Raw genomic sequence first — 25,019 nt, forward strand, 5'->3', positions numbered from 1 at the left:
ACGATTAAGGTAGGCTTACCTAACTATCCTGCTCTGTTCTTGTGGAGGCCGCGCATGCCCGCTGGAGGACCACCCGCTGGAGGACCAACGGGGGGCCTGGTCCTCCGGAGAGCGCTCGCCGACCAGCGCCGCCCTGTCGTCGGAGCATCCGTCCTCGGCATGACGCACCAGGCGTGCGAGGCCCTCGTCCCCGTGGTCATCGGCCTGGTCATCGACGAGGCGGTGGCGACCGGTTCCTCCGGCGCCCTCCTGCGCTGGCTGCTGGTGCTCGCCGGTCTCTTCCTCGTGCTTTCCACGTGCTACCGGAACTCCGCACGGCTCACCGAAGGCGCGGGCGAAGGCGCCGCGCACCGGATCCGGCTGGACCTCGCCGCCCGCGTGCTCGATCCGCGGGGCGGGGCCGACTCCGGCCGGCTGCCCGGCGCGCTCACCGCCGTCGCGACCGGCGACGCCCGGCGCGTCGGCTCCGTCGCCTCCGCACTGCCGTACGCGCTGTCCGCACTCGCCGGGCTGGCCATCAGCGCGGTGGCGCTGCTCCGTATCTCCGTGCCGCTCGGCCTGCTCGTCCTGCTCGGCGTCCCGCCGCTGCTGTGGATCGGCCATCTCATCAGCCGCCCGCTCGAACGGCGCAGCGAGGCCGAACAGGAGCACGCCGCCCACGCGTCCGGGGTCGCCGCCGACCTGGTCACCGGCCTGCGCGTACTGAAGGGGATCGGCGCCGAATCGGCCGCGGTCTCCCGGTACCGGAAGACGAGCCGCGGCTCGCTGTCCGCCGCGCTGCGGGCGGCCGGCAGCCGGGCCTGGCACGACGGCGCGATCCTCGCCCTGACGGGCATCTTCATCGCGGTCATCGGGCTCGTCGGCGCCCATCTGGCGATGCGGGGCACCATCAGCGTGGGTGACCTGGTGGCGGCCGTCGGTCTCGCCCAGTACCTCCTCGGTCCCTTCCAGCTCCTCACCTTCGTCAACGGGGAGTTCGCCCAGGGCCGCGCCTCGGCCGACCGGATCGCCGAAATCCTCGCGTCGCCTCCGGCGGTCGTGGCCGGGAAGTCCGCGCTCCCCGAGCCGGTCGCCGGGCGGCTGCGGCTGCGCGGCGTCACCCAGGGCGCGCTGCGCGGCGTCGACCTCGACATCGCCCCCGGCAGCCTCGTCGGTGTGGTCACCCGTGACCCGGCCGCCGCGAACGATCTGCTGCTCTGTCTGGGCCGCGAACTCGACCCCGCCGAGGGGACCGTCGAACTCGACGGCGTACCCCTGACCGACCTCGATCCCGGCGACGTACGGCGCACGATCCTGGTCGCCCACCACGACGCCGACCTGTTCGAGGACAGTCTCCTCGCCAACGTACGGGCCGGATCGGACACCGAGGGGGCGGACATGAACGCGGCGCTGGCCGCCTCGGCGGCGGACGACGTCGCCCGAGCCCTGCCCGACGGGGTGGACACCGTCCTCACCGAACGGGGCCGTTCGCTGTCCGGCGGCCAGCGCCAGCGGGTGGCCCTGGCGCGGGCCCTGGCCGCCGACCCGCCGGTCCTCGTCGTCCACGACCCGACCACCGCCGTCGACACGGTCACCGAGGCCCGCATCGCGGCCCGGCTGCGGGACCTGCGCGGGGGCCGCACCACGGTCCTGGTCACCACCAGCCCCGCCCTGCTCGCCGGAACCGACGTCGTGTTCATGCTCGACGACGGCAGGGTGGCCGCCCGGGGCAGCCACCCCGAGCTGGCCGGCGCCCACGAGACGTACCGCTCGGCGGTGCTGGCATGACGACCCCTCAGGACAGAGACCCGCGGGACCCGGACGAGAAGGACGAGGGACGGACGATGAGCGGACCCGGCACGGCGGAACGCGAACTCCTGCCCACCGCCACCGGCGCCCGGACCCTCGCCGTCGTCCGCGGACTGCTGCGCCGGCACCGGTCGCTGACGGTGGGCGCGGTGACCGTACTGGTCATCGGCACGGGCACCGGGCTGCTGACCGCGCCGCTGCTCGGACACATCGTGGACCTGGTCGTGGACGAGCGCGGCGCGAGCGCGCTGACCGTACCGATGGTGCTCCTCCTGGCCGTCGCCGTCGCCAGGGCCGTCGCGACCGCCATCGGCAAGTCCCTCGTCGCCAGGCTCGGCGAGACGGTCCTCGCGGACCTGCGGGAACGGTTCATCGCGCGGGCGCTGCGACTGCCGCTGGAACGGGTGGAACGGGCCGGTTCCGGCGACCTGACGTCACGGGTCACCGGTGATGTCACCCTGATCGCGAGGGCGGTACGGCAGGCGCTGCCGGAGTTCATCAGCGCCTTCCTCACCATCGTGCTGACGCTGGGGGGTCTCGCCGTCCTCGACTGGCGCTTCCTGCTCGCGGTGCTGGTGTCCGTCCCGGTCCATGTCCTCACGGTGCGCTGGTACATCCCGCGCGCCGCGCGCGTCTACGCCGCGCACCGGGTGGCGACCGGCGCCCTCCAGCACCAGCTGCTCGACAGCGTCGGCGGGGTGCGTACGGTACGGGCGTTCCGTCTGAACGGGCGTCACGCGGATCTGCTGGAGCAGCGGTCGCAGGCGGCCGTCGACCTGGCGGCGCGGGGCATGCGCCTCGTCTCGGGCTTCTTCTCCCGGCTGAACATCGCCGAGTTCCTGGGCATGACGTCGATCCTCGTCACCGGATTCCTCCTCGTCGACAGCGGCTCGGCGAGCATCGGTACGGCGACCGCGGCGGCGCTCTACTTCCACGGCCTGTTCAACCCGATCAACGCGGCGCTCTTCCTCATCGACGACGCCCAGTCCGCCGGGGCGAGCCTCGCCCGTCTCGTCGGCGTGTCGAGCCTCCCCGCCGAACGGGAGCCCGACGGCCGGGCCGCCGCGCCGGTGGACGGCTCGGTCAAGGTGGTGGACCTCGGCCACGCGTACGTGGACGGCCACCCGGTGCTGCGCGCGGTGGACCTGGAGGTGCGGGACGGCGAACGCGTGGCCCTGGTCGGTGCCAGCGGCGCCGGAAAGACCACGCTCGCGAAGCTGATCGCGGGCGTCCACACCCCGGAGACGGGCGCGATCTCCCTGGGCGGCGTGGACTCCCGGGAGCTGGGCCCCGCCGGGATCCGGCAGTCCGTCACGCTGATCAGCCAGGAGGTCCATGTCTTCGCCGGCCCGCTCTCCGAGGACCTGCGGCTGGCCCGGCCCGAGGCGACGGACGAGGAGCTGCGCGCCGCGCTGGCCCGCGTCGACGCGCTGGACTGGGCGGACGCGCTGCCCGAGGGCCTGGCAACGGTCGTGGGCGAGGGCGGCCACCGCCTCACGGTGACCCAGGCCCAGCAACTCGCCCTCGCCCGGCTCGTGCTCGCCGATCCGCCCATCGCGATCCTGGACGAGGCCACCGCCGACGCGGGCAGCGCGGGCGCCCGTGTGCTGGAAACGGCCGCCCTGCGCGCGCTGGAGGGCCGTACGGGCGTGATGGTCGCCCACCGCCTTCCCCAGGCGGCGACCGCGGACCGCGTCGTCGTCCTGAACGAGGGCCGCGTCGTCGAGACGGGCACCCACGACGAACTCGTCGCGGCGGGCGGCCGCTACGCCGAGCTCTGGTCGGCGTGGTCCGACAGCCGCCGGGAACCGGACCAGGAACCGGCCCTGCCGGCCTAGAGTCTCCCCCGATTCACCTCCCGCGAGGCTCCCGCCCGGCACATCCGGGCGGGAGCCTCGTGCTGTCGGAGGGCCGCGCGGACCGCGGACCGGCCACGCGCGGAAACGCCGCCGCCCATGGAGAGGGTTCTCCATGGGTGGCGGCGTCCGGCCGTGCGGTGCGGGTCAGCCCTGCTGAGCGACGAGGCTCGCCGGGCGCAGGTCCGTCCAGTGCTCCTCGACGTACGCGAGGCAGGCCTCGCGCGTGTCCTCGCCGAAGGCGGTCCGCCACCCGGCGGGAACCTCCGCGAAGGACGGCCACAGCGAGTGCTGGTTCTCGTCGTTGACCAGGACCAGGAAGCGGCCCTGCGGGTCCTCGAACGGGTTGGTGGTCATGCGGTGTCACTCCTTGTCGACAGGGCGGTGAACAGCTCCGAGAGCGGCTGCTGAGGGTCGGCTGCCACGGTACGCAGCAGCCCCTGGAGTTCGTCGGCGAGTCGTCGTGCCTCGGCGGTGCCGAGCAGGTCGGTGGCGTGGATCAGGGCGCAGTGCACGGGGCCGTCACCCTGAGGCTCGTAGAAGCTGAGGGTCAGCCGGGCGCGGGTCGCACCGGTCGGTACGGCGTCGAGGGAGCCGACGCCGCCTTCCAGCCGTTCCAGGTCCGCCTGCTCGTGATGGATCACCATCACCCGCGGGCCCTCCGGAGGCAGTCCGGTCGCCCGTACGACCTCCTCGAACGGGACGTCCTGCCGGTCGAGAGCGCTGAGCGTGGTCTCCCGTACGCGGGACAGCAGTTCCAGGAACGTCGGGTCGCCCGCCACGTCGGTGCGCAGCACGACCGTGTTGAAGCAGCAGCCGACCAGGTCGGCCAGTTGATCGTCCGTGCGGCCGGCGACCATCGTGCCGATGGGCAGGTCCGTGCCCGCGCCGCGGGCGGTGAGCAGCGCCGCCAGGGCGGAGTGCAGAACCATGAACATGCTGGTGCCGGTGGCGCGGGCCAGCTCGTCCACGGCCGCGTGCGTCCGCTCGTCGAGGACGAAGCCCACCTGGCCGGCGCCGGGCGAGGAGGAGCGCGGGCCGTCCGCCGGGAGAGCGAGCTCGGCGGGTACGTCCTTCAACGTCTCCCGCCAGTAGGCGAGCTGCCGGCCGCCCCTGCTGTCCGGATCGTCCAGGTCGCCCAGGATCTCACCGGCCCACTGGGCGTAGTCCGCGTACGAGACCGGCAGTGGGTGCCACTCGGGCGCCCGGCCTTCCGCACGGGCCGCGTACGCGGCCGTCAGGTCGCGGAAGAGCGGGACGACGGACCACTCGTCCACCGCCAGGTAGTGCATGGTCAGCAGCAGGGCCTGCTCTCCCGTGGCCGCCGTCAGCAGGTGCGCCGCGAGGGGTGCCCCGCGGACCGGGTCCGGCGCCCCGGCCGCCAGTTCCGTCAGGCGGGCCTCCAGGTCGTCGCACTCCTCCCGCTCCAGGACCGGGGGCTCGGCGGCCCGGTGGTACAGCGCGCCGTCCCGTTCCGTGAACGCCGTGCGGAGCGGTTCGTGACGAGCGGTCACATCGGCCAGCGCGGCGGACAGCGCCTCCGCGTCCAGACCGCCGGACGAGCGCAGGACGAGCGCGTGGTCGAAGCGCGCGGCACGGCGGTGGGCGTCCCACTGCCAGCGCTGGACCGGGGCGGCCGCCTGCGGCTGCCTGCGTTCCCGCGCCGGGCGCAGTGCCGGGCGGGCCGTCGACGCGTCCTTCAGCTTGCTCTCGAGACCGGCGACGGTCAGCGCGTCGAAGACGTCCCGGATGCTCAGCTCGGCCCCGAACTCGGCGCGGATCCGGGCCAGGAGCCGCATCGACGCCATGGAGTGGCCGCCCAGCGCGAAGAAGTTGTCGTGGATGCCGACCTTCTCCAGCTTGAGGATCTCGCGGAACAGCCCGGCGAGCCTGGCCTGCGCCTCGGTGGCCGGGAGCGCGCCGCCGGTCATCGCGGTCCAGTCCGGCGCGGGCAGCGCCTTGTGGTCCAGCTTGCCGTTGGGGGTCAGCGGCAGCGGGCCGTCCAGGGGGACGACGAGCGCCGGGACCATGTACTCGGGCAGCACTCCGGCCAGATGGGCGCGCAGTTCGCGCGGGTCCAGCGCGCCGGTGTCCGGTACGGCGTAGCCGACGAGCCGGACGATGTCGCCGTCGCGGTCGGGCACCACGGCGGCCTGCGCGACCGAGGGGTGTCCGGCGAGGGCCGCCTCGATCTCACCCAGCTCGATACGGAAGCCGCGGACCTTGACCTGGGTGTCGACGCGCCCGAGGAAGTCGAGGTTGCCGTCCGGGCGCCAGCGGGCGCGGTCGCCGGTGCGGTACATCCGGCCGCCGGGCGGGCCGTACGGGTCGGCGACGAACCTCTCCGACGTGAGGGCGGCCTTGCCGAGGTAGCCGCGCGCGAGGCCGCGTCCGGAGACGTACAGCTCGCCCGTGACACCCGGCGGGACCGGCCGCAGGTTCTCGTCCAGGACGTAGCAGCGGGTGTTGGGGTCGGGCCGGCCGATGGGCACGCGGCCGGACGGGCGTCCGCCGTGCTCGCGCGCGGGCCACAGCGTGGAGTTGACGGTCGCCTCGGTGAGCCCGTACGCGCAGATCAGGTGGGCCGTGTCGCCGAACCGCTCGAACAGGTCCGGCGGCACCGTCTCCGTACCGACCAGGACGGTCGACCCCTCGGGCAGCTCGCATCCCGGCGGCAGGGCCGACACGAGGGACGGCGGAAGGATCATGTGGGTGATCCGCTGGTCCGCGAGGAAGTCGGTGAGCGCGGGGCCGGCGACCCGCGCCTCGTCGGTGATGAGAACGAGCCGGCCTCCCCGGCACAGCGCCATGGACAGCTCGAAGGCGAAGACGTCGAAGCCGATCGAGGCGAACTGAAGGACATGGCTGTCGCGTTCGAGCCCCATCCGGTCGACCGCGGTGGCGACGAGACTGGCGATGCCCTCGTGCGGGACGACCACGCCCTTGGGGCGGCCGGTCGAACCGGACGTGTAGATGACGTACGCGGCCTGGTCCAGGCCGATCCGCCCGCCCTCGACCGGGGTCTCGGGCAGGGCGGCCAGTTCGGCGGCCACCGCGGGCTCGTCGAGCAGCACCACCGGCACGCCCGCCACGTCCGGGATCTTGCCCGCGACCGGCTCGGTGCCGACCACGAGCGCCGCCCGCGAGTCCTCGATCATGTACGTCAGGCGGTCGGCGGGGTGGATCAGGTCGAGCGGCAGGAACGCGGCGCCCAGCTTCATCGCGGCGAGCACCGTGGCGACCATGTCGACCGAGCGGGGCACGGCCACGCCGACCACGCTCCCGGGGCCCACGCCGCGCGCGGCCAGCAGCCGGGCCACGCGGTCGGCGCGGGCGTCGAGCCGCGCGTATGTCACGGAGCGGGCGCGGTCGACGACGGCGACCGCGTCGGGGCGCTCGGCGAGGCGCCGTGCGAACAGTGCGGGGAACGACTCCTCCTCGACCTCGCGGGCCGTGGCGTTGAAGCCCTCCAGGACCATCCGCCGCTCGTCGTCGGCGAGGATCTCCGCCCGCGAGACGGGCCGCCCGGGTGCGGCGACGAGGGCCGCGACGAGCGCCAGCAGGCGATCGCCGAAGCGTGCGGCGGTCTCGTGGTCGAACAGCTCGGTGGCGTATTCGAGGCGGCAGCCCAGGGAGCCCGCTCCCCCGTCGGCCGGGGTGTGCTCGGTGAAGCTGAACACGAGGTCGAACTTGGCCGAGCGGACACGGAACGGCATGTAGTCCGCCCGGAGGCCGGGCAGTTCCAGTCCGTCGCCCGTGCGGGCGTGGTAGCCGACCATCACCTGGAACAGCGGGTTCCGGGACAGCGAGCGCGTCGGGTTGAGCTTCTCCACGACCGACTCGAACGGCACGTCCGCGTGCGAGAACGCGGCCAGGTCGGTCTCCCGCACCCGGGCCAGCAGTTCGGTGAAGCTCGGGTCGCCGCTCAGGTCCGTGCGCAGCACGAGCGTGTTGACGAAGAAGCCGACCAGGTCGTCCAGCGCTTCGTCGCCGCGTCCCGCGATGGGCGAGCCGAGGGGGATGTCCGTACCGGCGCCCATGCGGTACAGCAGGGCGGCCACGGCGGCGTGCGCCACCATGAACATGCTGGCGCCGGTCTCACGGGCGAGCCGCTTGAGCCCCTCGTGGACATCGGTGTCGAACGCGAGGTCCAACTCGGCGCCGGAGAACGCCGGCCGCGCCGGGCGCGGCCGGTCCGTGGGCAGTTCCAGCTCCTCGGGGGCGCCCTCCAGCGTCGTACGCCAGTACTCCAGCTGCCGGGCCGCCAGACCGGCCGCGTCCGCCGGGTCGCCGAGCAGGCGCTGCTGCCACAGCGCGTAGTCGGCGTACTGGACGGGCAGCGGCTCCCACCGCGGTGCCGCGCCGGAGACGCGGGCCGCGTAGGCGGTGGCGAGGTCGCGGAGGAACGGGCGGTCCGACCACTCGTCGGTGGTGATGTGGTGCAGCAGCAGGACGACGACATGGTCCCGCGGTGTCAGCTCCAGGATCGTGGTGCGCAACGGCGGTTCGGCGGCCAGGTCGAACGGCCGGTTGACGGCCGCGTCGACGAGCGCGGGAACCTCGTCCTCGGTGGCGCGCAGCCGCTCCACGACGGGCCGTGCCTCGTCGGCGGGCAGTACGTGCTGGATCACCTGGCCGTCGGGCTCCACGAACACCGTCCGCAGGGCCTCGTGGCGGGCCGTCACATCGGCGAGCGCCGCGCCCCACGCTTCGATGTCGAGGTCGCCGCGCACCCGCATGACCAGCGGGAAGTTGTACGCGGCGGAGGCGCACTCGATCTGCTGGATGACCCACAGCCGCTGCTGGGCGTACGAGAGGGGCAGCACGCCGGGCCGCTCACCGGCGGTCAGGGCCGGGCGTGCCGGGGCCGCGGAGCGGGCCGCGCGCTCGACCAGTTCGGCGACGGTGGGCGCCTCGAACAGGTCGCGGATCGCGAGTTCGGCGTCGAGCGCGGTGCGGGCGCGGCTCACGAGACGGGTGGCCAGCAGGGAGTGGCCGCCCAGCTCGAAGAAGTCGCTGTCGATGCCGACGCTGCCCTCGGGCAGGCCGAGCACCTCCGCGAAGAGGGCGCACAGCGTCTCCTCGCGCGGCGTGCGGGGATCGCGGCTCGTGCCCGTCGCGGCGAAGTCCGGGGCGGGCAGGGCCCGTACGTCCAGCTTGCCGTTGACGGTGAGCGGCAGCGTGTCCACGGGGACGAGCGCGGACGGGACCATGTAGTCGGGCAGCCCCGCCTTCAGGTGGTCGCGCAGCCGCTGGAGCAGGTGCTCCCCCGGCTCCGTGCCGTCCTCCGGCGCGAAGTAGCCGACCAGGCGCTTCGTGCCGGTGCTCTCGTTCACGACGACCGCCGCGTGGGCGACCTCGGGGTGCGAGGACAGGGCCGTGGAGATCTCGCCCAGTTCGATCCGGTAGCCGCGGATCTTCACCTGGTCGTCGGTACGGCCCAGGAAGTCGAGCAGTCCGTCGGGGCGCTGCCGTACGAGGTCGCCCGTGCGGTACATCCGCTCGCCCGGATCGCCGAACGGGTCCGCGACGAACCGCTCGGCGCTCAGAGCGGGACGGTCGTGGTAGCCACGGGCCAGACCGGTGCCGGCGATGTACAGCTCGCCGGGGCCGCCCGGCGGAACCGGGCGCAGCATGGCGTCCAGGACGTAGGCGCGGGTGTTGCGGATGGGCAGGCCGACCGTGGGGGTGGCGCTGTCCGTCGTCGAGCCGCCGAGGGTGTTGATGGTGTATTCGGTCGGCCCGTACAGGTTGTAGCCGTAGGTGCCGTCGGTCCGGCGGAGCTTCGTCCACACGGTGTCGGAGACGGCCTCGCCGCCGAGGAGGACGAGAGCGGGGCGGTGCTTGCCGGCCGTGTCGTCCCGGTCGAGGAGGCCCTCCTCGATGAGGAGCTGGGCGTAGGTGGGGGTCACGTTGACCACGTCGACCTGGTGCCGGTCGCAGTAGGCGACCAGCGCCTCGGCGTCGCGGCGCAGATCCTCGTCGCAGACGTGCACCTCGTGGCCCTCGACGAGCCAGAGCAGTTCCTCCCAGGACATGTCGAAGGCGAAGGACACCGTGTGCGCGATGCGCAGGCGCCGCCCGCCGGCCGAGGCGATGGCCGGGTCGAAGATCTCCTTCTGGTGGTTGAGCTGCATGTTGGTCAGTCCCCGGTAGGGGGTGACGACGCCCTTGGGACGGCCGGTGGAGCCGGAGGTGTAGATGACGTACGCCGGGTGTTCCAGCCGGTCCCGCACGTCGTGGGCGAACGCGCGCCGCTCGTCGTCCGCGATCTCCCCGCCGGGCAGGGCCGCCAGTTCGGCGGCCACGGCCGCGTCGTCCAGGAGGAGTTCGGGAGCCGCCGCCCCGGTGTCACCGCGGAGGGCCGGGGCGACCGCCGTGGTGGAGACGAGGCACAGGGGGCCGGTGTCCTCGATCATCAGCCGCAGCCGGTCGGCCGGGTGGTCCAGGTCCAGCGGCAGGTACGCGGCGCCGGTGCGCAGGACGGCGAACAGCGCGGCCACCATGTCGATCGACCGGGGCAGCGCCAGCGCCACGACCTTCTCGGGTCCCGCGCCCCGGGCAAGGAGCAGGCGGGCGAACCGGTTGACGCGCGCGTCCAGTTCGGCGTACGTGAGGGCGCGCTCGCCGAAGACCAGCGCCACGGCGTCCGGGGTACGGGCGACCTGGGCCGCCAGCATGTCGGCGACGGTCTCGTTCGGCACGGGCTCCCGGCTGCCGGCCCACTCGGCCGCCAGGGCGGCGCGCTCCGGCGGCAGCAGCAGGTCCACGCCGACGGTACGGGCGGAGGCGGCGTCCGGGGCGGCGAGGCTCTCCCCGAGCCGTTCGAGGACGGTCGTGAACCGTCCGAGGATCGTGGTCGCGGCCTCCGCGCCGAACAGGTCGGGCCGGGCCGCCAGGGTCACCCGCAGCCGGGTCTCGGGCGTGACGATGAGGGTGAGCGGGAAGTGGGTGCCGTCCACGTTCGACACGTCGGTGATGCCGTGGCGCTGCCGGAGCGCCGCCGCCCGGTCCTCGCCGTCGGCGGAACGGAGCACGAACAGCGTGTCGAACAGGCGGCGGTGGCCGGTCTCCTGCTGGATCGTGCCGAGTCCGACGTACTCGTACGGCATGACCGCGGCCCGCTCGGACTGCATGCGCCGCAGCAGGTCGAGCAGTGGCTCGTCCGGCGCGAACCCGATCCGTGCCGGGACGGTGTTGAGGAACATGCCGATGATGCCGGCGACGTTCGGCACGTCCGCGGGCCGTCCGGCGACCGCCGTGCCGAAGACGACGTCGTCGCGGCCGGTCATCGCGGAGAGGACCAGCCCCCAGGCGGCGTTGAGCACCGTGTTCAGGGTGAGGCCGTACTGCCGGGCCAGGGCGCGCAGCCGGTCGCTGGTCTCGCGTGTCAGCACCGCGTCGAAGTCGGCCGGGATGACCGGATCCGCGTCGCGGCCCGTCGGGGCGACGAGGGTCGGCTCGTCGAGACCGCCGAGCGCGCCGCGCCACGCGCCGGCGGCCCGGCTCGTGTCCTGGTCGTCGAGCCACGCCAGGTAGTCGCGGTAGGAGCCGGGGGCGGGCAGGCCCGTGGTGTCGCCGGCCCGCTCGTAGAGCGTGAAGAGTTCCTCCAGGAACAGCCACGCGGACCAGCCGTCCCACAGGATGAGGTGGTGGGTGACGACGAGCCGGTCACGGCCGTCGTCGAGCCGGATCAGCTGGAGGCGGCAGAGCGGCGGCGCCGACAGATCGAAGCGCTCGCGGCGGTCGGCGGCGAGCAGCTCGTCCACGCGGGCGCGCCGCTCCTCCGCGGGCAGTCCGGAGAGGTCGGTCTCCACCAGCGGGATCTCGGCACCGTCCACGATGAACTGCACGGGCCGGGGCGGGCCGTCGCTGGTGAATCCGGCGCGCAGGCTGGCGTTGCGCTCCAGGAGAGCCCGGCAGGCGGCGCGCAGCCGGTCGATGTCCAGGCGGTGGTCGAAGTCCAGGGTCTCCTGTGACAGGTAGACGTCGAGCGCGTCTCCCGCGTCGTAGGTGGCGTGGAAGTACATGCCCTCCTGGAGCGGGGAGAGCGGCCAGATGTCGGCGACCGGCAGCCCGGCGACGGCCTCGACGCGGGCGTTCTCCTCCGGGGACAACTCCAGCCCGCCCAGCGGGGCGGGGGCCTCGGGCTCCGTCGGTACGCCGGCGGTCAGCTGGTCCAGGAGCGCCTTCAGGGCCGGGTCGGCCCCTGCCCCGGACCGCTGCTGCTGGGCGAGCACGGCCTGGAGGGCGGCGGCGGCCTGCCCGGCCTCGGCGGCGGACACGGTCACGGCGCCGGTGGGCGCGCCGGTACCGCTCGGGCCGGCGGGAGCGGGCTCCGCGGGCGCGCTCGCGACAGCCGCGGCGAGCGCGGCGGGCGTGCGGTGCTCGAACACATCGCGCGGGCTGATGGTCAGTCCCCTTTCACGGGCCCCGGTGGCGACGGCGATCGAGGTGAGGCTGTCGCCGCCGAGCATGAAGAAGTCGTCGTCGGCACCGATCCCGGCCAGGCCGAGGACGTCGGTGAAGATCTCGCACAGGGCGCGTTCGCGCTCGCCCCGGGGCGCCCGGCCACCGGCCCCCGGAACGACGGACGGCGAGGGCAGGGCGATCTGGTCGAGCTTGCCGCTGGGGGTCAGCGGCAGTTCCCCGACGACCACGACGGCCGTCGGCACCATCGCCGCGGGCAGTGCCTCGGCGAGCGCCCGGTGGAGGGCTTCGGCGTCCGGGGCGGCGCCGGGGGCCGGTACGGCGTAGCCCAGAAGCACCCCGTCACGGACGATGACGGCGGAGCGGGCGACACCCGGCAGGGCGGCCAGGGCGGCTTCGATCTCGCCCGGCTCGACACGATTGCCGCGGATCTTCACCTGCCGGTCGGTGCGCCCCAGGTACTCGACGGCGCCGTCGGCGCGGCGCCGGACCAGGTCGCCGGTCCGGTACATCCGCTCGCCCGGCCCGCCGAACGGGTCGGCGACGAACCGCTCGGCGGTCAGGCCATGGCGGTCGTGGTAGCCGCGCGCCAACTGGGCGCCGGCCAGGTACAGCTCGCCGGGCACGCCGTCCGGGACGGGGCGCAGGAAGGCGTCGAGCACGTACAGCCGAGTGTTCCACACGGGCCGGCCGATGGGCACGGCGGGCTCGGTGCCGCCCTCGTACGGGAAGTACGTGACGTCGACGGCCGCCTCGGTGGGGCCGTACAGGTTGTGCAGCGGTACCGGGCCATGGCCGTGCCGGGCCGTCAGCTCCCGCCAGCGGCGGGCGTCCGGTCCGGTGAGGGCCTCGCCGCTGCAGAACACCCGGCGCAGGCTCGCCGTCCAGTCCGGGGCGTCGGCGGCGGCGTCCATCGCCTGGACGAACGCGGCCAGCATCGACGGTACGAAGTGCGCCGTCGTGATCCGCCGGGCGTGGATCAGCTCGGCGAGGTACGCGGGGTCGCGATGGCCGTCGGGCCGGGCGAGGACGACGGTCGCGCCCTCGACCAGGGCCCAGAAGAACTCCCAGACGGACACGTCGAAGCTGGACGGGGTCTTCTGGAGCACCCGGTCGTCGGCGGTGAGTCCGTACGCGCCCTGCATCCAGCCGAGGCGGTTGACGATCGCCCGGTGGGTGACGGTGACGCCCTTGGGGCGCCCGGTGGATCCGGAGGTGTAGATCAGGTACGCGGGGTGGTCGGGTCCCGCGTGCGCGCCGGGGGTGCCGGGCGTGTCGGAGGTGTCGGGGACCTCCTCGTCGTGGTCCACGACGAGGTGTCCGAGACCGGGCACGCCGGGCAGTCGCCCGGCCGCGTCGCCGGTGGTCACGACGGTCCGGGCCCCGGAGTCGGCGAGCATGAACGCCACCCGGTCGGCGGGGTAGTCGAGGTCCACGGGCAGGTAGGCGGCGCCCGCCTTGTGCACGCCGAGCAGCGCGACCATCAGCTCCGCGGAGCGGGGCACCGCGACCGCGACGAACCGCTCCGGGCCCGCGCCGCGTGCCCGCAGCCGCCGGGCGAGTGCCTCCGCGCGCCGGTCCAGTTCGGCGTAGGTCAGGGTGGTGTCCTCGAAGACGACGGCCGGGGCGTGCGGGGTCCGTTCCACCTGTGCGGCGAAGAGCGAGGCGAGGGTGGCGTCCGCGGCGGGCAGCGGGTGCGCCGTGGCGTTCAGCGCGGTCAGGCGCTCACGCTCCCGGCCGGACAGCAGCCCCACGCGGGCGACCGGGCGGGCGGGGTCGGACAGGAGTGCCCGCAGCAGCGCCTCGAACCGGCGGGCGATCACCGCCACGGACAGCTGGTCGAGCCGGACCGCGTCGTACGTGAACCGCAGGGACAGATGGGTGCCGGGCTCGACGATCAGCGCGAGCGGGTAGTGCACGGCGTCGAACACCTCGGCGCCGGTGACGCGCAACGCGTCCTCGTCCTGTCCGGTGGACAGGTCACCGGCCGGGAAGTTCTCGAACACGACGAGCGTGTCGAAGAGTTCCCCGCCGCCCGCGATCCGCTGGATCTCGGCGAGCCCGAGGTGCTGGTGGTCGAGGAGGGCCGCGTGCTCGTCCTGGACGCGCCGCAGCAGGTCGACGGGCGACTCCCCCGCGCGCAGGGTGACGCGGGCCGGCACCGTGTTGATGAACAGGCCCACGGCCGAGTCCAGGCCCTCGACCTCGGTGGTGCGTCCGGAGACGGTGGTGCCGAACACGATGTCCTGGCCGCCGGTCAGGCCGCCGAGCAGCAGGGCCCAGGCGCCGTGCACGACGGTGCTGAGGGTGAGGCCGTGGCCGCGGGAGAAGGCGGTCAGGTCGGCGGTGAGCGACTCGGGCAGCCGGACGTCCACGTGCTCGGATCCGGCGGCGGGTGCCGCCTGCTCGTCGCCCGTCGCGACGGAGGAGGCGGGAGCGGAGGCGGCAGAGGCGGAGGCGGCAGCGGAGGCGGTCAGCCGGGTGGCGCCGTCCAGACCGGCCAGAGCCCGCCGCCAGGCGTCGCGGGCGGCGTCGCGGTCCCGGCCGGCCAGCCAGGACAGATACGGCCCGGGGGCGGACGGCTCGGGCAGGGCCTCGCCCCGGTGGACGGCGGTGAGTTCACGCAGCAGGACGGAGACGGACCAGCCGTCGGCGATGATGTGGTGCAGGGTGAGCAGGAGCCGCCGACGCTGCCCGTCCCGGATCAGGGTGGCCCGCAGCAGGGGCGGCCGGGCGAGGTCGAACCGCTCGGCACGGTCCTGGCGCAGCAGGTCCTCCAGCGCGGTGTCGGCGGTGTCCGCCTCGCGCCACGGAAGGGCCGCGTGGCCGGGGATGCGCTGGACCACGTCGCCGCCCGGGAGCTGGCGGAACGAGGCGCGCAGCAGCGGGTGCCGGTCGAGCAGCAATTGGAGGGACCGGCGCAGCCGGTCCGGGTCGACGGTGCCCGCGAGGTCGAGGAGTTCCTGGACGACGTACAGATCGCCGGCCTCCGGGTCGAACTCCGCGTGGAAGAAGAAGCCTTCCTGGAGCGGGGAGACGGGCAGGGCGTCCTCGTCGAGGGGGACGGCCCGTACGGCCGTCCCGGCCGCCGGCGCCCCGTCCGCGCCGGACAGGCCCGCCGTCCTGGCGAGCGCCGCCACGGTCCGCTGCCGGAACACCTCGCGTGGGGTGATCACGAGTCCGGCGTCGCGGGCGCGGTTGACGAGCTGGATCGCGACGATGCTGTCGCCGCCCAGCTCGAAGAAGCTGTCGTGGACGCCGGCCGACGGCAGTCCGAGCACCTCGGCGAACAGCGCGGCGAGCGTGGTCTCGGCGGGGGTGGTGGGCGCGTCGCCGCCGGCCGTCGCGGTCCACCGGGGCTCGGGCAGGGCGCGGCTGTCGAGCTTGCCGTTGGGCGTCAGCGGCAGCGGCCCGTCGAGGCGTACGACGGCGGAGGGGACCATGTGGTCGGGCAGCGCTCCGGCGATCCGGGCGCGCGCGTCCGCCACGGAGGCGTCCGCGTCCGTACCCGCCTCGGCCACGAGGTAGGCGACGAGCCGCTTGGCGCTCCGGTGGTCCTCGCGGACGAGGACGGCGGCCTGGGCGATGCCGGGGCAGGCCATGAAGGCGCTCTCGATCTCGCCGGGCTCGATGCGGTGGCCGCGTATCTTGATCTGTCCGTCGGCGCGGCCCAGGAACTCCAGGTTGCCGTCGGCGGCCCAGCGGACGCGGTCGCCCGTCCGGTACATGCGCGCGCCGGGCTCGGCCGCGTACGGGTCGGCGACGAAGCGTTCCGAGGTGAGCCCCGGCCTGCCCAGGTAGCCGCGGGCGAGGCCGCGTCCGGCGACGTACAGCTCACCGACGGCGCCGACCGGTACGCAGCGGAGCGCGGAGTCGAGCACGTAGGCACGGGTGTTGGGGTCGGGCTCGCCGATGGGAGCGGGTCCCGGCCTGTCCGGGGTGGCGGTCCACAGGGTGGAGTTGACGGTGGCTTCGGTGAGGCCGTACGCGACGACCACCCGGAGCCGGCCGGACCAGCGGCCGATCAGCTCGCTGGGCACGGCTTCGGTGCCGACGATCAGCACGGCGCCGTCGGGCAGCTCGCAGTCCTGCGGCAGGGCCGAGACGAGGGACGGCGGCAGGATCATATGGGTGGCGCGATGGTGTGCGATGTAGTCCGTGAGGGCGGGTCCGGCGACGCGCCGCTCGGTGGGGACGACGATGACACGGCCGCCCACGCACAGGGACATGATCAGGTCCCAGACCGTCACGTCGAAACCGGCGGAGGCGAACTGGACGACGCGGCTGTCGGACGTGATGCCGATGCGGTCGGTGGCGGTGGCGACGAGGCTGCCGACGCCGTCGTGGGAGACGACGACGCCCTTGGGCCGGCCGGTGGAGCCCGAGGTGTAGATGACGTACGCGGCCCGGTCCAGGGTGAGCGGCACGCGCGGGTCCGTGGCGTCGAGGGCGGCGCACGCGGAGGCCACGGACGGGTCGTCGAGCAGCAGGTGGCCGACGCCGGGGGTCTTCGGGAGGACGCCGGACACCTCACGGGTGGTGATGACGGTGCGTGCCCCGGCGTCGTCCAGCATGTAGCGGACGCGGTCCTGCGGGTGGTCGACGTCCAGCGGCAGATAGGCGGCCCCCGCCTTCATGACCGCGAGCAGCGACACCACGAGTTCGGGGGAACGCGGCATGGCCACGGCGACGACGTCCTCGGCGCCCACGCCGCGGGCGGCGAGGAGGCGGGCCAGCCGGTTGGCCGCCGCGTTCAGTTCGGTGTAGGTCAGCTCCCGGTCCTCGCAGACGAGGGCGACGGAGTCCGGGGCGCGGCGGACTTGGCGCTCGAACGCGGCGGGCCAGGAGAGCTCGGCCGTCTCGCGCGGTGACACGCCGAAGTCGTCGAGGAGCCGGGCGCGTTCCGCGCCGGAGGTCAGCTCGATGCGGCCGACGGGGCGGTCCAGGTCCTCGGCCAGGTCGGCCAGCAGCGCCAGGAAGCGGCGCTCGTGGGCGCGCAGGGTGTCCTCGTCGCACATGTCCGCGTCGGCGTCGATGTGGACGCGGAGACCGAGTCCCCTGCGGGTCTCGACGAAGCTGAGGGCCAGGTCGCTGACGGGGCCGACCCAGACCGGTTCGAGTTCGCTCTCGTGGTCGGAGAACCGCAGGTCGTCGCCGCGGGGCAGGACGTTGACCGTCGGGCCGACGAGTTCGGGCACGCCGTCGGCCAGGCCCAGTTCCCTGGCGAGGTCCTCGGCGCGGTAACGCCCGTGGTCCACCGCCTCGGTGACCGCGTCGCGTACAGCGGCCAGAAGTTCGGTGCCGGTCGTGTCCGGACGGACGGAGAGCCGCAGCGGGACGATGTTGGACACCATGCCGGGGACGCCGGCCGACACGGCGTCCTGGCGGGCGGCGATCGGCAGGCCGAGGACGAGGTCCCGCTCGCCGCTGACCCGGTGCAGGTAGGCGGCCACGGCCGCGATGAGCAGGCGGGAGACGCGGGTGCCGGCCCGCTCGGCGGCGGCGTACAGCGACTGGACGTCCGCGGCGGACAGTTCCGACGTGCGTCGCAGCCGTCGCGTCATGAGCGCCGGGGCGCGTTCCACGAGGCGTACGGGCTCGGGGCGTTCGGCCATGCGGGCCAGCCAGTAGGCGCGGTCCTCCTGATGGCGGTCCGAGGCGCGGTAGGCCAGGTCCGCCTCGACCAGACGGGAGATCCGCCAGTCGCCGGGGGCGGCGGCCCGGTCGCCGTCGCTGTAGATCTCCCCCGCCCGGCGCGTGATGAGCGCGACGCCCATGCCGTCGTTGACGATGTGATGGTAGCGCTGGTACCAGGTGACGTGGTCGTCCGTCAGGCGCAGCAGTGCCTGGGCGAAGAGGGCGCCCCCGGCCGGATCGGCCGGGCGATCCCGCTCGGCGTCCATCCAGTCGGCGGCGGCCCGCTCGGGGTCCGGGGCTCCGCGCAGGTCGACGACGGGGACGTCGAAGGGGACGGGAGCGGGCGTCTGCCGCGGTCCGCCGTCCCCGGCGCCGACCCGCACGTGCAGGCTCCCGGCTTCCCCGACGGCCTGCCGGACGGAGGCGGCCAGACGGTCGAGGTCGACGCGGCCTCGCAGGTCCAGAGCGAAAACGATGTTGTAGGCGGAGCTGTCCGGGTCGATCTGCTGGGCAAGCCAGATACCGGACTGCCCACCCGTGACGGGTATGCCGGAAGCGGATGTCCGGTCCGACTCGACGTCAAACATCGTTCGAAAGGGCCTTTCCCTGGTGGTACGTCAGTGAGGTGTGTCGCGGGTCCCGTCCGTCCGCGCTCCTGCCGGGCGCGGACGGACGGGACCCCGTTGGACCGGCGCCTACTTGATGGCCGCGATCAGCGGCTCGACCTCGTCGATGGCGTACGGGATCGAGAGGACGGTGTTGAAGGAGAAGGCCGCGCCGATGTCCGGGTCCTGGTACGGGACGAACAGGTCACGCTTCTCCTGGTGGACCTTCAGCTTCTGGTAGAGCGGCTCGGCCTTGATGCGGTCGTTGGCCTCCGTGCTGGAGGTGACCCAGACGAGACGGTCGACGTCGAGCACGTTCAGCTTCTCGGCGCTCAGTTCGGCCACGTTCCAGCCCGGCTTGGCCAGAGTGTCCAGCTCGGGCTTCAGCTTGAATCCCAGCTCGGAGAAGAAGATGGACTTCGGGTCGGTCTTCGTGAAGCCCGAGTACTTGCCCGCCTCGAAGCTGTCGGCGACGGCGAGGGTCTTCTCGGCGAACCCGGGGTTCTTCTCGCGCACGGCCTTGAAGCGCGCGTCGATGCCGGAGATCAGCTTCTCGCTCTCCGCTTCCTTGCCGAGGGACTTGCCGATCTGCCGGGTCATCACCTGCCAGGACGCCCCGTAGTCGGGCAGGCCCTTGGGCTGGGCGACGACCTTGGTGAACTTGGACAGCGTGTCGTACTGCTCCTTCTTCATCCCCGAGTACTGCGCGACGACCAGGTCCGGCTTCAGCGCCGCGATCTTCTCGATGTTGTACTCGTCACGCTCGCCGACGATCTCCGGTGTGGTGGAGCCCCACTTGTCCTTCGTCCAGGGCCACTTGCCGTACGGCTTCTCCTTGAACCAGTCGACCGCTCCGACCGGCTTGACGCCGAGCGCCAGCACCGCGTCCTGGTCCGACAGGCCCAGGGTGACCACCCTCTTCGGCTCCGCCTCGACCGTCGTGCTGCCGTACTTGTGCTCCACCGTCACCGGGAAGGCGGCCGACGAGTCGCCCGCCGCGCCCGAGGGCTTCGACTCGGCCGTGTCGGTACCGCCCCCACAGGCGGACAGAGCGAGTGCGGCGGCAGTGGCGACGGCCACACGGGGGACGTATCTGACGAAACGCGTCAGTGGGGGGCGGGTACCAGTGGACACGGATGTTCCTTTCACGGGGATTGCACGGTGCGTGCCACGCCCGTCGCGTACGACGGCGCCAGGAGGCGAGCGTGGCGGTGGGGCCGGGGAGGTCTGGTCGGGGAGGTCTGCCAGGAAGGTCTGTCAGGGAGGGATCTCGGGGACGGAGGAGTCCTCAGCGCACGGAGCCGATGCCGTCGGCGACCGGCCGGGACTCGCCCCGCGCGGGCTCCTGACCACGGTCGAGGATGGAGTCCAGGATCTCGCCGACCCTGATCGCGGTGTTGGAGAGCAGGGACGACGTGATGCCGTGCGTGTGCTCGGTGCCGCCCTGGAGGTAGATGCCGCAGCGCACTTCGGGGTCCGTCGTGATGCGGTAGTCCCGCTCGACGCGGACACGGCCCTGGCCGTCGCGGTGGCAGCTGTCCGCGACCTCGCCGAGGAGGCCGAGGGGGTCCGCCTGGCTGTAGCCGGTGGCGAGGACCACGACGTCGGCGTCCAGTACCTCTTCCTCGCCGTTGACCAGGGAGGTGACGGTGGCGCGGACCTGGCCCTCGACCTCCTCGACGGCGGTCAGCCGGGAGATGTTGAGGAAGCGCAGCCGCTCGGTGCCCAGGACCTTCTCCTGGTACGCCTGCCGGTACAGGTCGTCGATCAGATCGATGTCCACGACGGAGTAGTTGGTGTTGCCGTGGTAGTCCATCAGCCGGCGCTTGATGTCGTCGGGGGCCGTGAAGTACTCGTCGACCGCTTCGGGGTCGAAGATGCGGTTGGCGAAGCTGCTGTCGTCGGCGGGGCTGTAGCCGTAACGGGAGAAGACGGCGCAGACCTCGGCGCCCGGGAAACGGCGGTGCAGGTACGCCACGTTCTCGGCGGCGCTCTGGCCTGCGCCGACCACGATGAAGCGAGTGGGGTCCGCGCCTTCCAGGCTGTCCACCTTCGCCAGGAGGTCGGAGTTGTGCCAGACACGCTCGGTCCGCTCGATCCCTTCCGGCAGGAGGGGGCGCAGACCCGTGCCGATGACGAGATTGCGGGCACGGTGGACCACCGTCTCCGTGCCCGAACGGGCCGTCACATCGAGGTACTCCACGACTCCGTCGCGTATGACGGGGGCGACGGCGACGACCTCGTGGCCGTAGGAGACCATGTCGTCGACCTTCGCCGCGGCCCACTCGAAGTAGTCGTGGAACTCGACGCGCAGCGGGAAGAGGTTCTTGTGGTTGACGAAGTCGATCAGCCGGCCCTTGCTCTGCAAGTACCGCAGGAACGTGTACTCGCTGGACGGGTTGCGCAGCGTCACCAGGTCCTTGAGGAAGGACACCTGCATCGTCGCGTCGTCGATCAGCATGCCGCGGTGCCAGCCGAAGTTCGGCTGGCTCTCGAAGAAGTGGGCAGTGACCGCCTCCTGCCTGCCGACGCTCGCGTTGTGCTCGCTGAGCGCGATCGCCATGGCCACATTGGACGGCCCGAAGCCGATTCCTATGAGGTCGTGGATCAGAGGTGCGTCGCCAGGAAGAACCTGTGACATGTCACTCCCATCGTGCGGGACAGCCGCCTGTCAGGCGTGGGTGAGAAGAAACGAAGACGCCGAGCCCGCCGAGAACACCGGCCAGTCGAAGTTAGGTAAAGCTAACCTGACCTAGGTCGACCTGTCGACCGGATGAATCGGACATGCGACCCACCTCGGTGTCGAACGGGCCCGGAAACGGCGCCCGTTGCATCCTTAGGTAAGGCTTGCTTTACTTACTGCGATCATTCGCTCTTCTGAGGAGGAACCCCATGCGGGTCGTCATGTTCGGTTACCAGACCTGGGGACATCGCACCCTGCGAGCACTCCTGGACTCCGAGCACGACGTGGTGATGGTCGTGACACACCCCAAGAGCGAGCACGCCTACGAGAAGATCTGGAGCGACTCGGTCGCCGACCTGGCCGAGGAGCACGGCGTCCCCGTCATCATCCGCAACAGGCCGGACGACGAGGAGCTGTTCCAGCGGCTCAAGGAGGCCGGCCCGGACATCATCGTGGCCAACAACTGGCGCACCTGGATCCCGCCGCGGATCTACGGCCTTCCCCGCTTCGGCACACTGAACATCCACGACTCGCTTCTGCCGAAGTACGCCGGTTTCTCGCCGCTGATCTGGGCCCTGATCAACGGAGAGCGGGAAGTCGGCGTCACGGCCCACATGATGGACGAGGTGCTCGACGCGGGCGACATCGTGGACCAGCGCGCGGTGCCGGTGGAGCCCACCGACACCGCCACCGACCTGTTCCACAAGACCGTCGACCTCATCGCCCCCGTGACGGTCGGCGCCCTGGACCGGATCGCCTCCGGGCAGACCGAGTTCACCAAGCAGGACCGCTCCCAGGCCACCTTCTTCCACAAGCGGGCCGAGGCGGACATCCGGATCAACTGGGACTGGCCGGCCGATGTCCTGGAGCGCCTGGTCCGCGCCCAGTCCGCGCCGTACCCGAGCGCCTTCACCTTCCACAAGGGCAAGCGCCTGGAGGTGCTGACCGCGGTCGTCTCGGAGGGCCGTTACGGAGGCACCCCCGGCCGCGTCTTCTACCGCGAGGGCGAGGGCGTGGTGATCGTCGCCGGCGCGGACGCCCGCACCGGCCGCAACCACGGCCTGGCCATCACCCGCGTACGGACGGAGGACGGCCGCGAGCTGCCCGCGACCGAGTACTTCACCTCCATGGGCGGCTATCTCACCAGCCGTCCCTGACGACCGGCCCGCGGGGGCGGATCCCGTGTCTCATGTCACGTTCCGGAATGTGAGCGGTGATGCGCGAGGAATGGTCCGCCCTCTAGGGTGGGCCGTGCAGCTGGTTCGCCCTGTCCGCCAGGCAGGAGCGTCGTAAGAGGGAACCCGGTGGGAATCCGGGACTGCCCCGCAGCGGTGAGCGGGAACGACCGCCGTCATACGCACTGGATCCGACCGTGGATCTGGGAAGCGACGGCCAGTAGGAATCTGCCCCGGCAGACGTGCCCGCGAGTCCGAAGACCTGCCCGTTGCCCGTACGCGACCGATCGCGTGCGGATATCCCGGTGACCTCGTGGGCGGGTCGGCGTACATACCAGACGGAAGGCCGCGCGGATGCGCGAGCCGGGTCCGTACGGTTCGTCACCCCTTCGCGTCCGCGTCCCGTCTCCGGGAGTTCAGGAGTCATCTCGCGAAGGAGATTTCCGTGACAGCGAAGTCCGCGGCCGCGGCAGCACGGGCCACCGTGTACGGCTACCCCCGCCAGGGTCGGAACCGTGAACTGAAGAAGGCCATCGAGGGCTACTGGAAGGGCCGGGTCACCGCCGACGCCCTCAGGGAGACCGCCGAGGGCCTGCGCCGTTCGAACTGGCGGCAGTTGGCCGACGCCGGCATCCACGAGGTGCCGACAGGTGACTTCTCGTACTACGACCATGTCCTGGACACCAGCGTCATGGTCGGCGCTGTCCCCCAGCGGCACCGTGCTGCCGTCGAAGCCGACGCGCTCGACGGCTACTTCGCCATGGCCCGCGGCAACCAGGACGTGGCCCCTCTTGAGATGACCAAGTGGTTCGACACCAACTACCACTATCTCGTTCCCGAGTTGGGCCCGGACACGGTCTTCGCGGCCGACTCCACCAAGCAGGTCGCCGAGCTGAGGGAGGCCCTCGCGCTCGGCCTCGCCGCCCGCCCGGTGCTGGTCGGCCCGATCACGTATCTCCTGCTGGCCAAGCCCGCCCCTGGGGTGGCCGCCGACTTCGAACCGCTGACCCTGCTGGACCGGCTGCTGCCCGTCTACGCCGAGGTGCTCGCCGGACTGCGCGCCGCCGGCGCCGAATGGGTCCAGCTCGACGAGCCCGCCCTGGCCCAGGACCGCACGCCCGCCGAGCTGAACGCCACCGCCCGCGCGTACCGTGACCTCGGCGGTGCGTCCGACCGGCCGAAGCTGCTCGTCGCCTCCTACTTCGACCGGCTCGGCGAGGCTCTGCCCGTCCTCGCGAAGGCCCCGGTCGACGGTCTGGCACTGGACTTCACCGACGCCGCCGCCGCCAACCTCGACGACCTCGCGGCCGTCGGCGGACTGCCCGGCAAGCGTCTCGTCGCGGGCGTCGTCAACGGCCGCAACATCTGGATCAACAACTTCGAGAAGTCGCTGTCCACCCTCGCCACCCTGCTCGGCCTCGCCGACCGGGTCGATGTGGCCGCCTCCTGCTCCCTCCTGCACGTACCGCTCGACACCGCGGCCGAACGGGACATCGACCCGCAGATCCTGCGCTGGCTCGCCTTCGCCCGTCAGAAGACCGACGAGATCGTCACCCTGGCCAAGGGGCTCGCCCGGGGAACCGACACCATCGCCGCCGCGATCGCCGCCAACCGCGCCGACCTCGCGTCCCGCGCCAACTCGGCGCTCACCCACGACCCGGCCGTACGCGCCAGGACCGCCGCCGTCACCGACGCCGACGGCCGCCGCTCGCAGCCGTACACCGAGCGCGCCGTCGCCCAGCGCGCCCACCTCGGGCTGCCCTTGCTGCCGACGACCACCATCGGCTCGTTCCCGCAGACCGGTGAACTGCGCACGGCCCGCGCCGATCTGCGCACGGGGCGGATCGACACCGCCGGCTACGAGGAGCGCATCAAGGCCGAGATCGGCGAGGTCATCTCCTTCCAGGAGAAGACGGGCATCGATGTGCTGGTGCACGGCGAGCCCGAACGCAACGACATGGTCCAGTACTTCGCCGAGCAGCTCACCGGCTACCTCGCCACACAGCACGGCTGGGTCCAGTCGTACGGCACCCGCTACGTCCGCCCGCCGATCCTCGCCGGCGACATCTCCCGCCCCGAGCCGATGACGGTGCGCTGGACCTCCTACGCCCAGTCGCTCAGCGAGCGCCCCGTCAAGGGCATGCTCACGGGCCCGGTCACCATGCTCGCCTGGTCCTTCGTCCGCGACGACCAGCCGCTCGGCGACACGGCCCGCCAGGTGGCCCTCGCCCTGCGCGACGAGGTCGCCGACCTGGAGGCGGCCGGCACCTCGGTCATCCAGGTCGACGAACCCGCCCTGCGCGAGACCCTGCCGCTGCGCGCCGCCGGCCACGCCGCGTATCTGGACTGGGCCACCGAGTCCTTCCGCCTCACCACCGGCGGCGTGCGTCCGGACACCCAGATCCACACCCACATGTGCTACGCCGAGTTCGGCGACATCGTCCAGGCCATCGACGACCTCGACGCCGACGTCATCAGTCTGGAGGCCGCCCGCTCCCATATGCAGGTCGCGAGCGAACTCGCCGCACACGGCTACCCACGCGAGGCGGGTCCCGGCGTGTACGACATCCACTCCCCGCGCGTGCCCGACGTGGACGAAGCCGCCGCGCTGCTCCGCAAGGGGCTGGAAGCCATCCCGGCCGACCGGCTGTGGGTCAACCCCGACTGCGGTCTGAAGACCCGGGGCTGGCCCGAGACCCGCGCGTCTCTGGAGAACCTGGTCTCCGCCGCCCGCACGGTACGGGCGGAACTTCCCGCGTCCTGACGGGAGTCGAGGGCCGGGAGGGGGCCGTCGTGGCCCCTTCTCGGCCCTTGACCGGCGTCCGCGGTGGATCACGGGTGCGGC

8 protein-coding genes and 1 riboswitch are annotated in these 25,019 nt (G+C 72.8%); of the genes, 4 read left to right on the forward strand and 4 right to left on the reverse strand.

The window, feature by feature from the left end; genetic code table 11:
• Positions 1-54 precede the first annotated feature (54 nt).
• Together ACIOGX_RS01645 and ACIOGX_RS01650 are read left to right on the forward strand one after the other, a co-directional pair.
• Positions 55-1,767, forward strand: a complete 1,713-nt coding sequence (locus ACIOGX_RS01645; protein ID WP_401758762.1) for an ABC transporter ATP-binding protein — start codon at positions 55-57, stop codon at positions 1,765-1,767.
• Positions 1,764-3,626 (forward strand): ABC transporter ATP-binding protein, encoded by a 1,863-nt coding sequence (locus ACIOGX_RS01650; protein ID WP_401909303.1) that lies wholly within the window; start codon positions 1,764-1,766, stop codon positions 3,624-3,626. Before ACIOGX_RS01645 ends, ACIOGX_RS01650 begins: the two co-directional genes overlap by 4 nt.
• Positions 3,627-3,791: 165 nt before the next feature.
• Here ACIOGX_RS01650 and ACIOGX_RS01655 read toward each other — a convergent pair whose 3' ends face one another.
• The 4 genes from ACIOGX_RS01655 to ACIOGX_RS01670 form a co-directional block, all read right to left on the reverse strand.
• The gene (locus tag ACIOGX_RS01655; RefSeq protein ID WP_356631317.1) at positions 3,792-4,001 is read right to left on the reverse strand and encodes an MbtH family protein; all 210 of its coding nucleotides are present in this window, start codon (positions 3,999-4,001) and stop codon (positions 3,792-3,794) included.
• Positions 3,998-18,298 (reverse strand): amino acid adenylation domain-containing protein, encoded by a 14,301-nt coding sequence (locus tag ACIOGX_RS01660; protein WP_401909306.1) that lies wholly within the window; start codon positions 18,296-18,298, stop codon positions 3,998-4,000. Before ACIOGX_RS01660 ends, ACIOGX_RS01655 begins: the two co-directional genes overlap by 4 nt.
• 108 nt (positions 18,299-18,406) lie before the next feature.
• The gene (locus ACIOGX_RS01665; protein WP_401909308.1) at positions 18,407-19,450 is read right to left on the reverse strand and encodes an iron-siderophore ABC transporter substrate-binding protein; all 1,044 of its coding nucleotides are present in this window, start codon (positions 19,448-19,450) and stop codon (positions 18,407-18,409) included.
• A 154-nt stretch (positions 19,451-19,604) separates the two neighbouring features.
• A complete protein-coding gene (locus ACIOGX_RS01670; protein ID WP_401909310.1) occupies positions 19,605-20,957 on the reverse strand; it encodes a lysine N(6)-hydroxylase/L-ornithine N(5)-oxygenase family protein in 1,353 nt (450 codons plus the stop codon).
• A 251-nt stretch (positions 20,958-21,208) separates the two neighbouring features.
• Between ACIOGX_RS01670 and ACIOGX_RS01675 the strand changes: the two genes are divergently transcribed.
• Positions 21,209-22,156 carry a methionyl-tRNA formyltransferase gene (locus ACIOGX_RS01675; protein ID WP_356517400.1) on the forward strand — a complete coding sequence of 316 codons (948 nt, stop codon included), beginning with the start codon at positions 21,209-21,211 and terminating at the stop codon, positions 22,154-22,156.
• An 84-nt stretch (positions 22,157-22,240) separates the two neighbouring features.
• Positions 22,241-22,459, forward strand: a riboswitch (cobalamin riboswitch).
• 160 nt (positions 22,460-22,619) lie between these two features.
• Positions 22,620-24,938: a 5-methyltetrahydropteroyltriglutamate--homocysteine S-methyltransferase gene (gene metE / locus ACIOGX_RS01680; RefSeq protein ID WP_356517401.1), complete on the forward strand. Its 2,319-nt coding sequence runs from the start codon at positions 22,620-22,622 to the stop codon at positions 24,936-24,938.
• The last annotated feature ends 81 nt before the right edge of the window (positions 24,939-25,019 follow it).

The sequence above is a fragment of the Streptomyces sp. NPDC088147 genome, assembly GCF_044741565.1.
Taxonomy (GTDB): domain Bacteria; phylum Actinomycetota; class Actinomycetes; order Streptomycetales; family Streptomycetaceae; genus Streptomyces.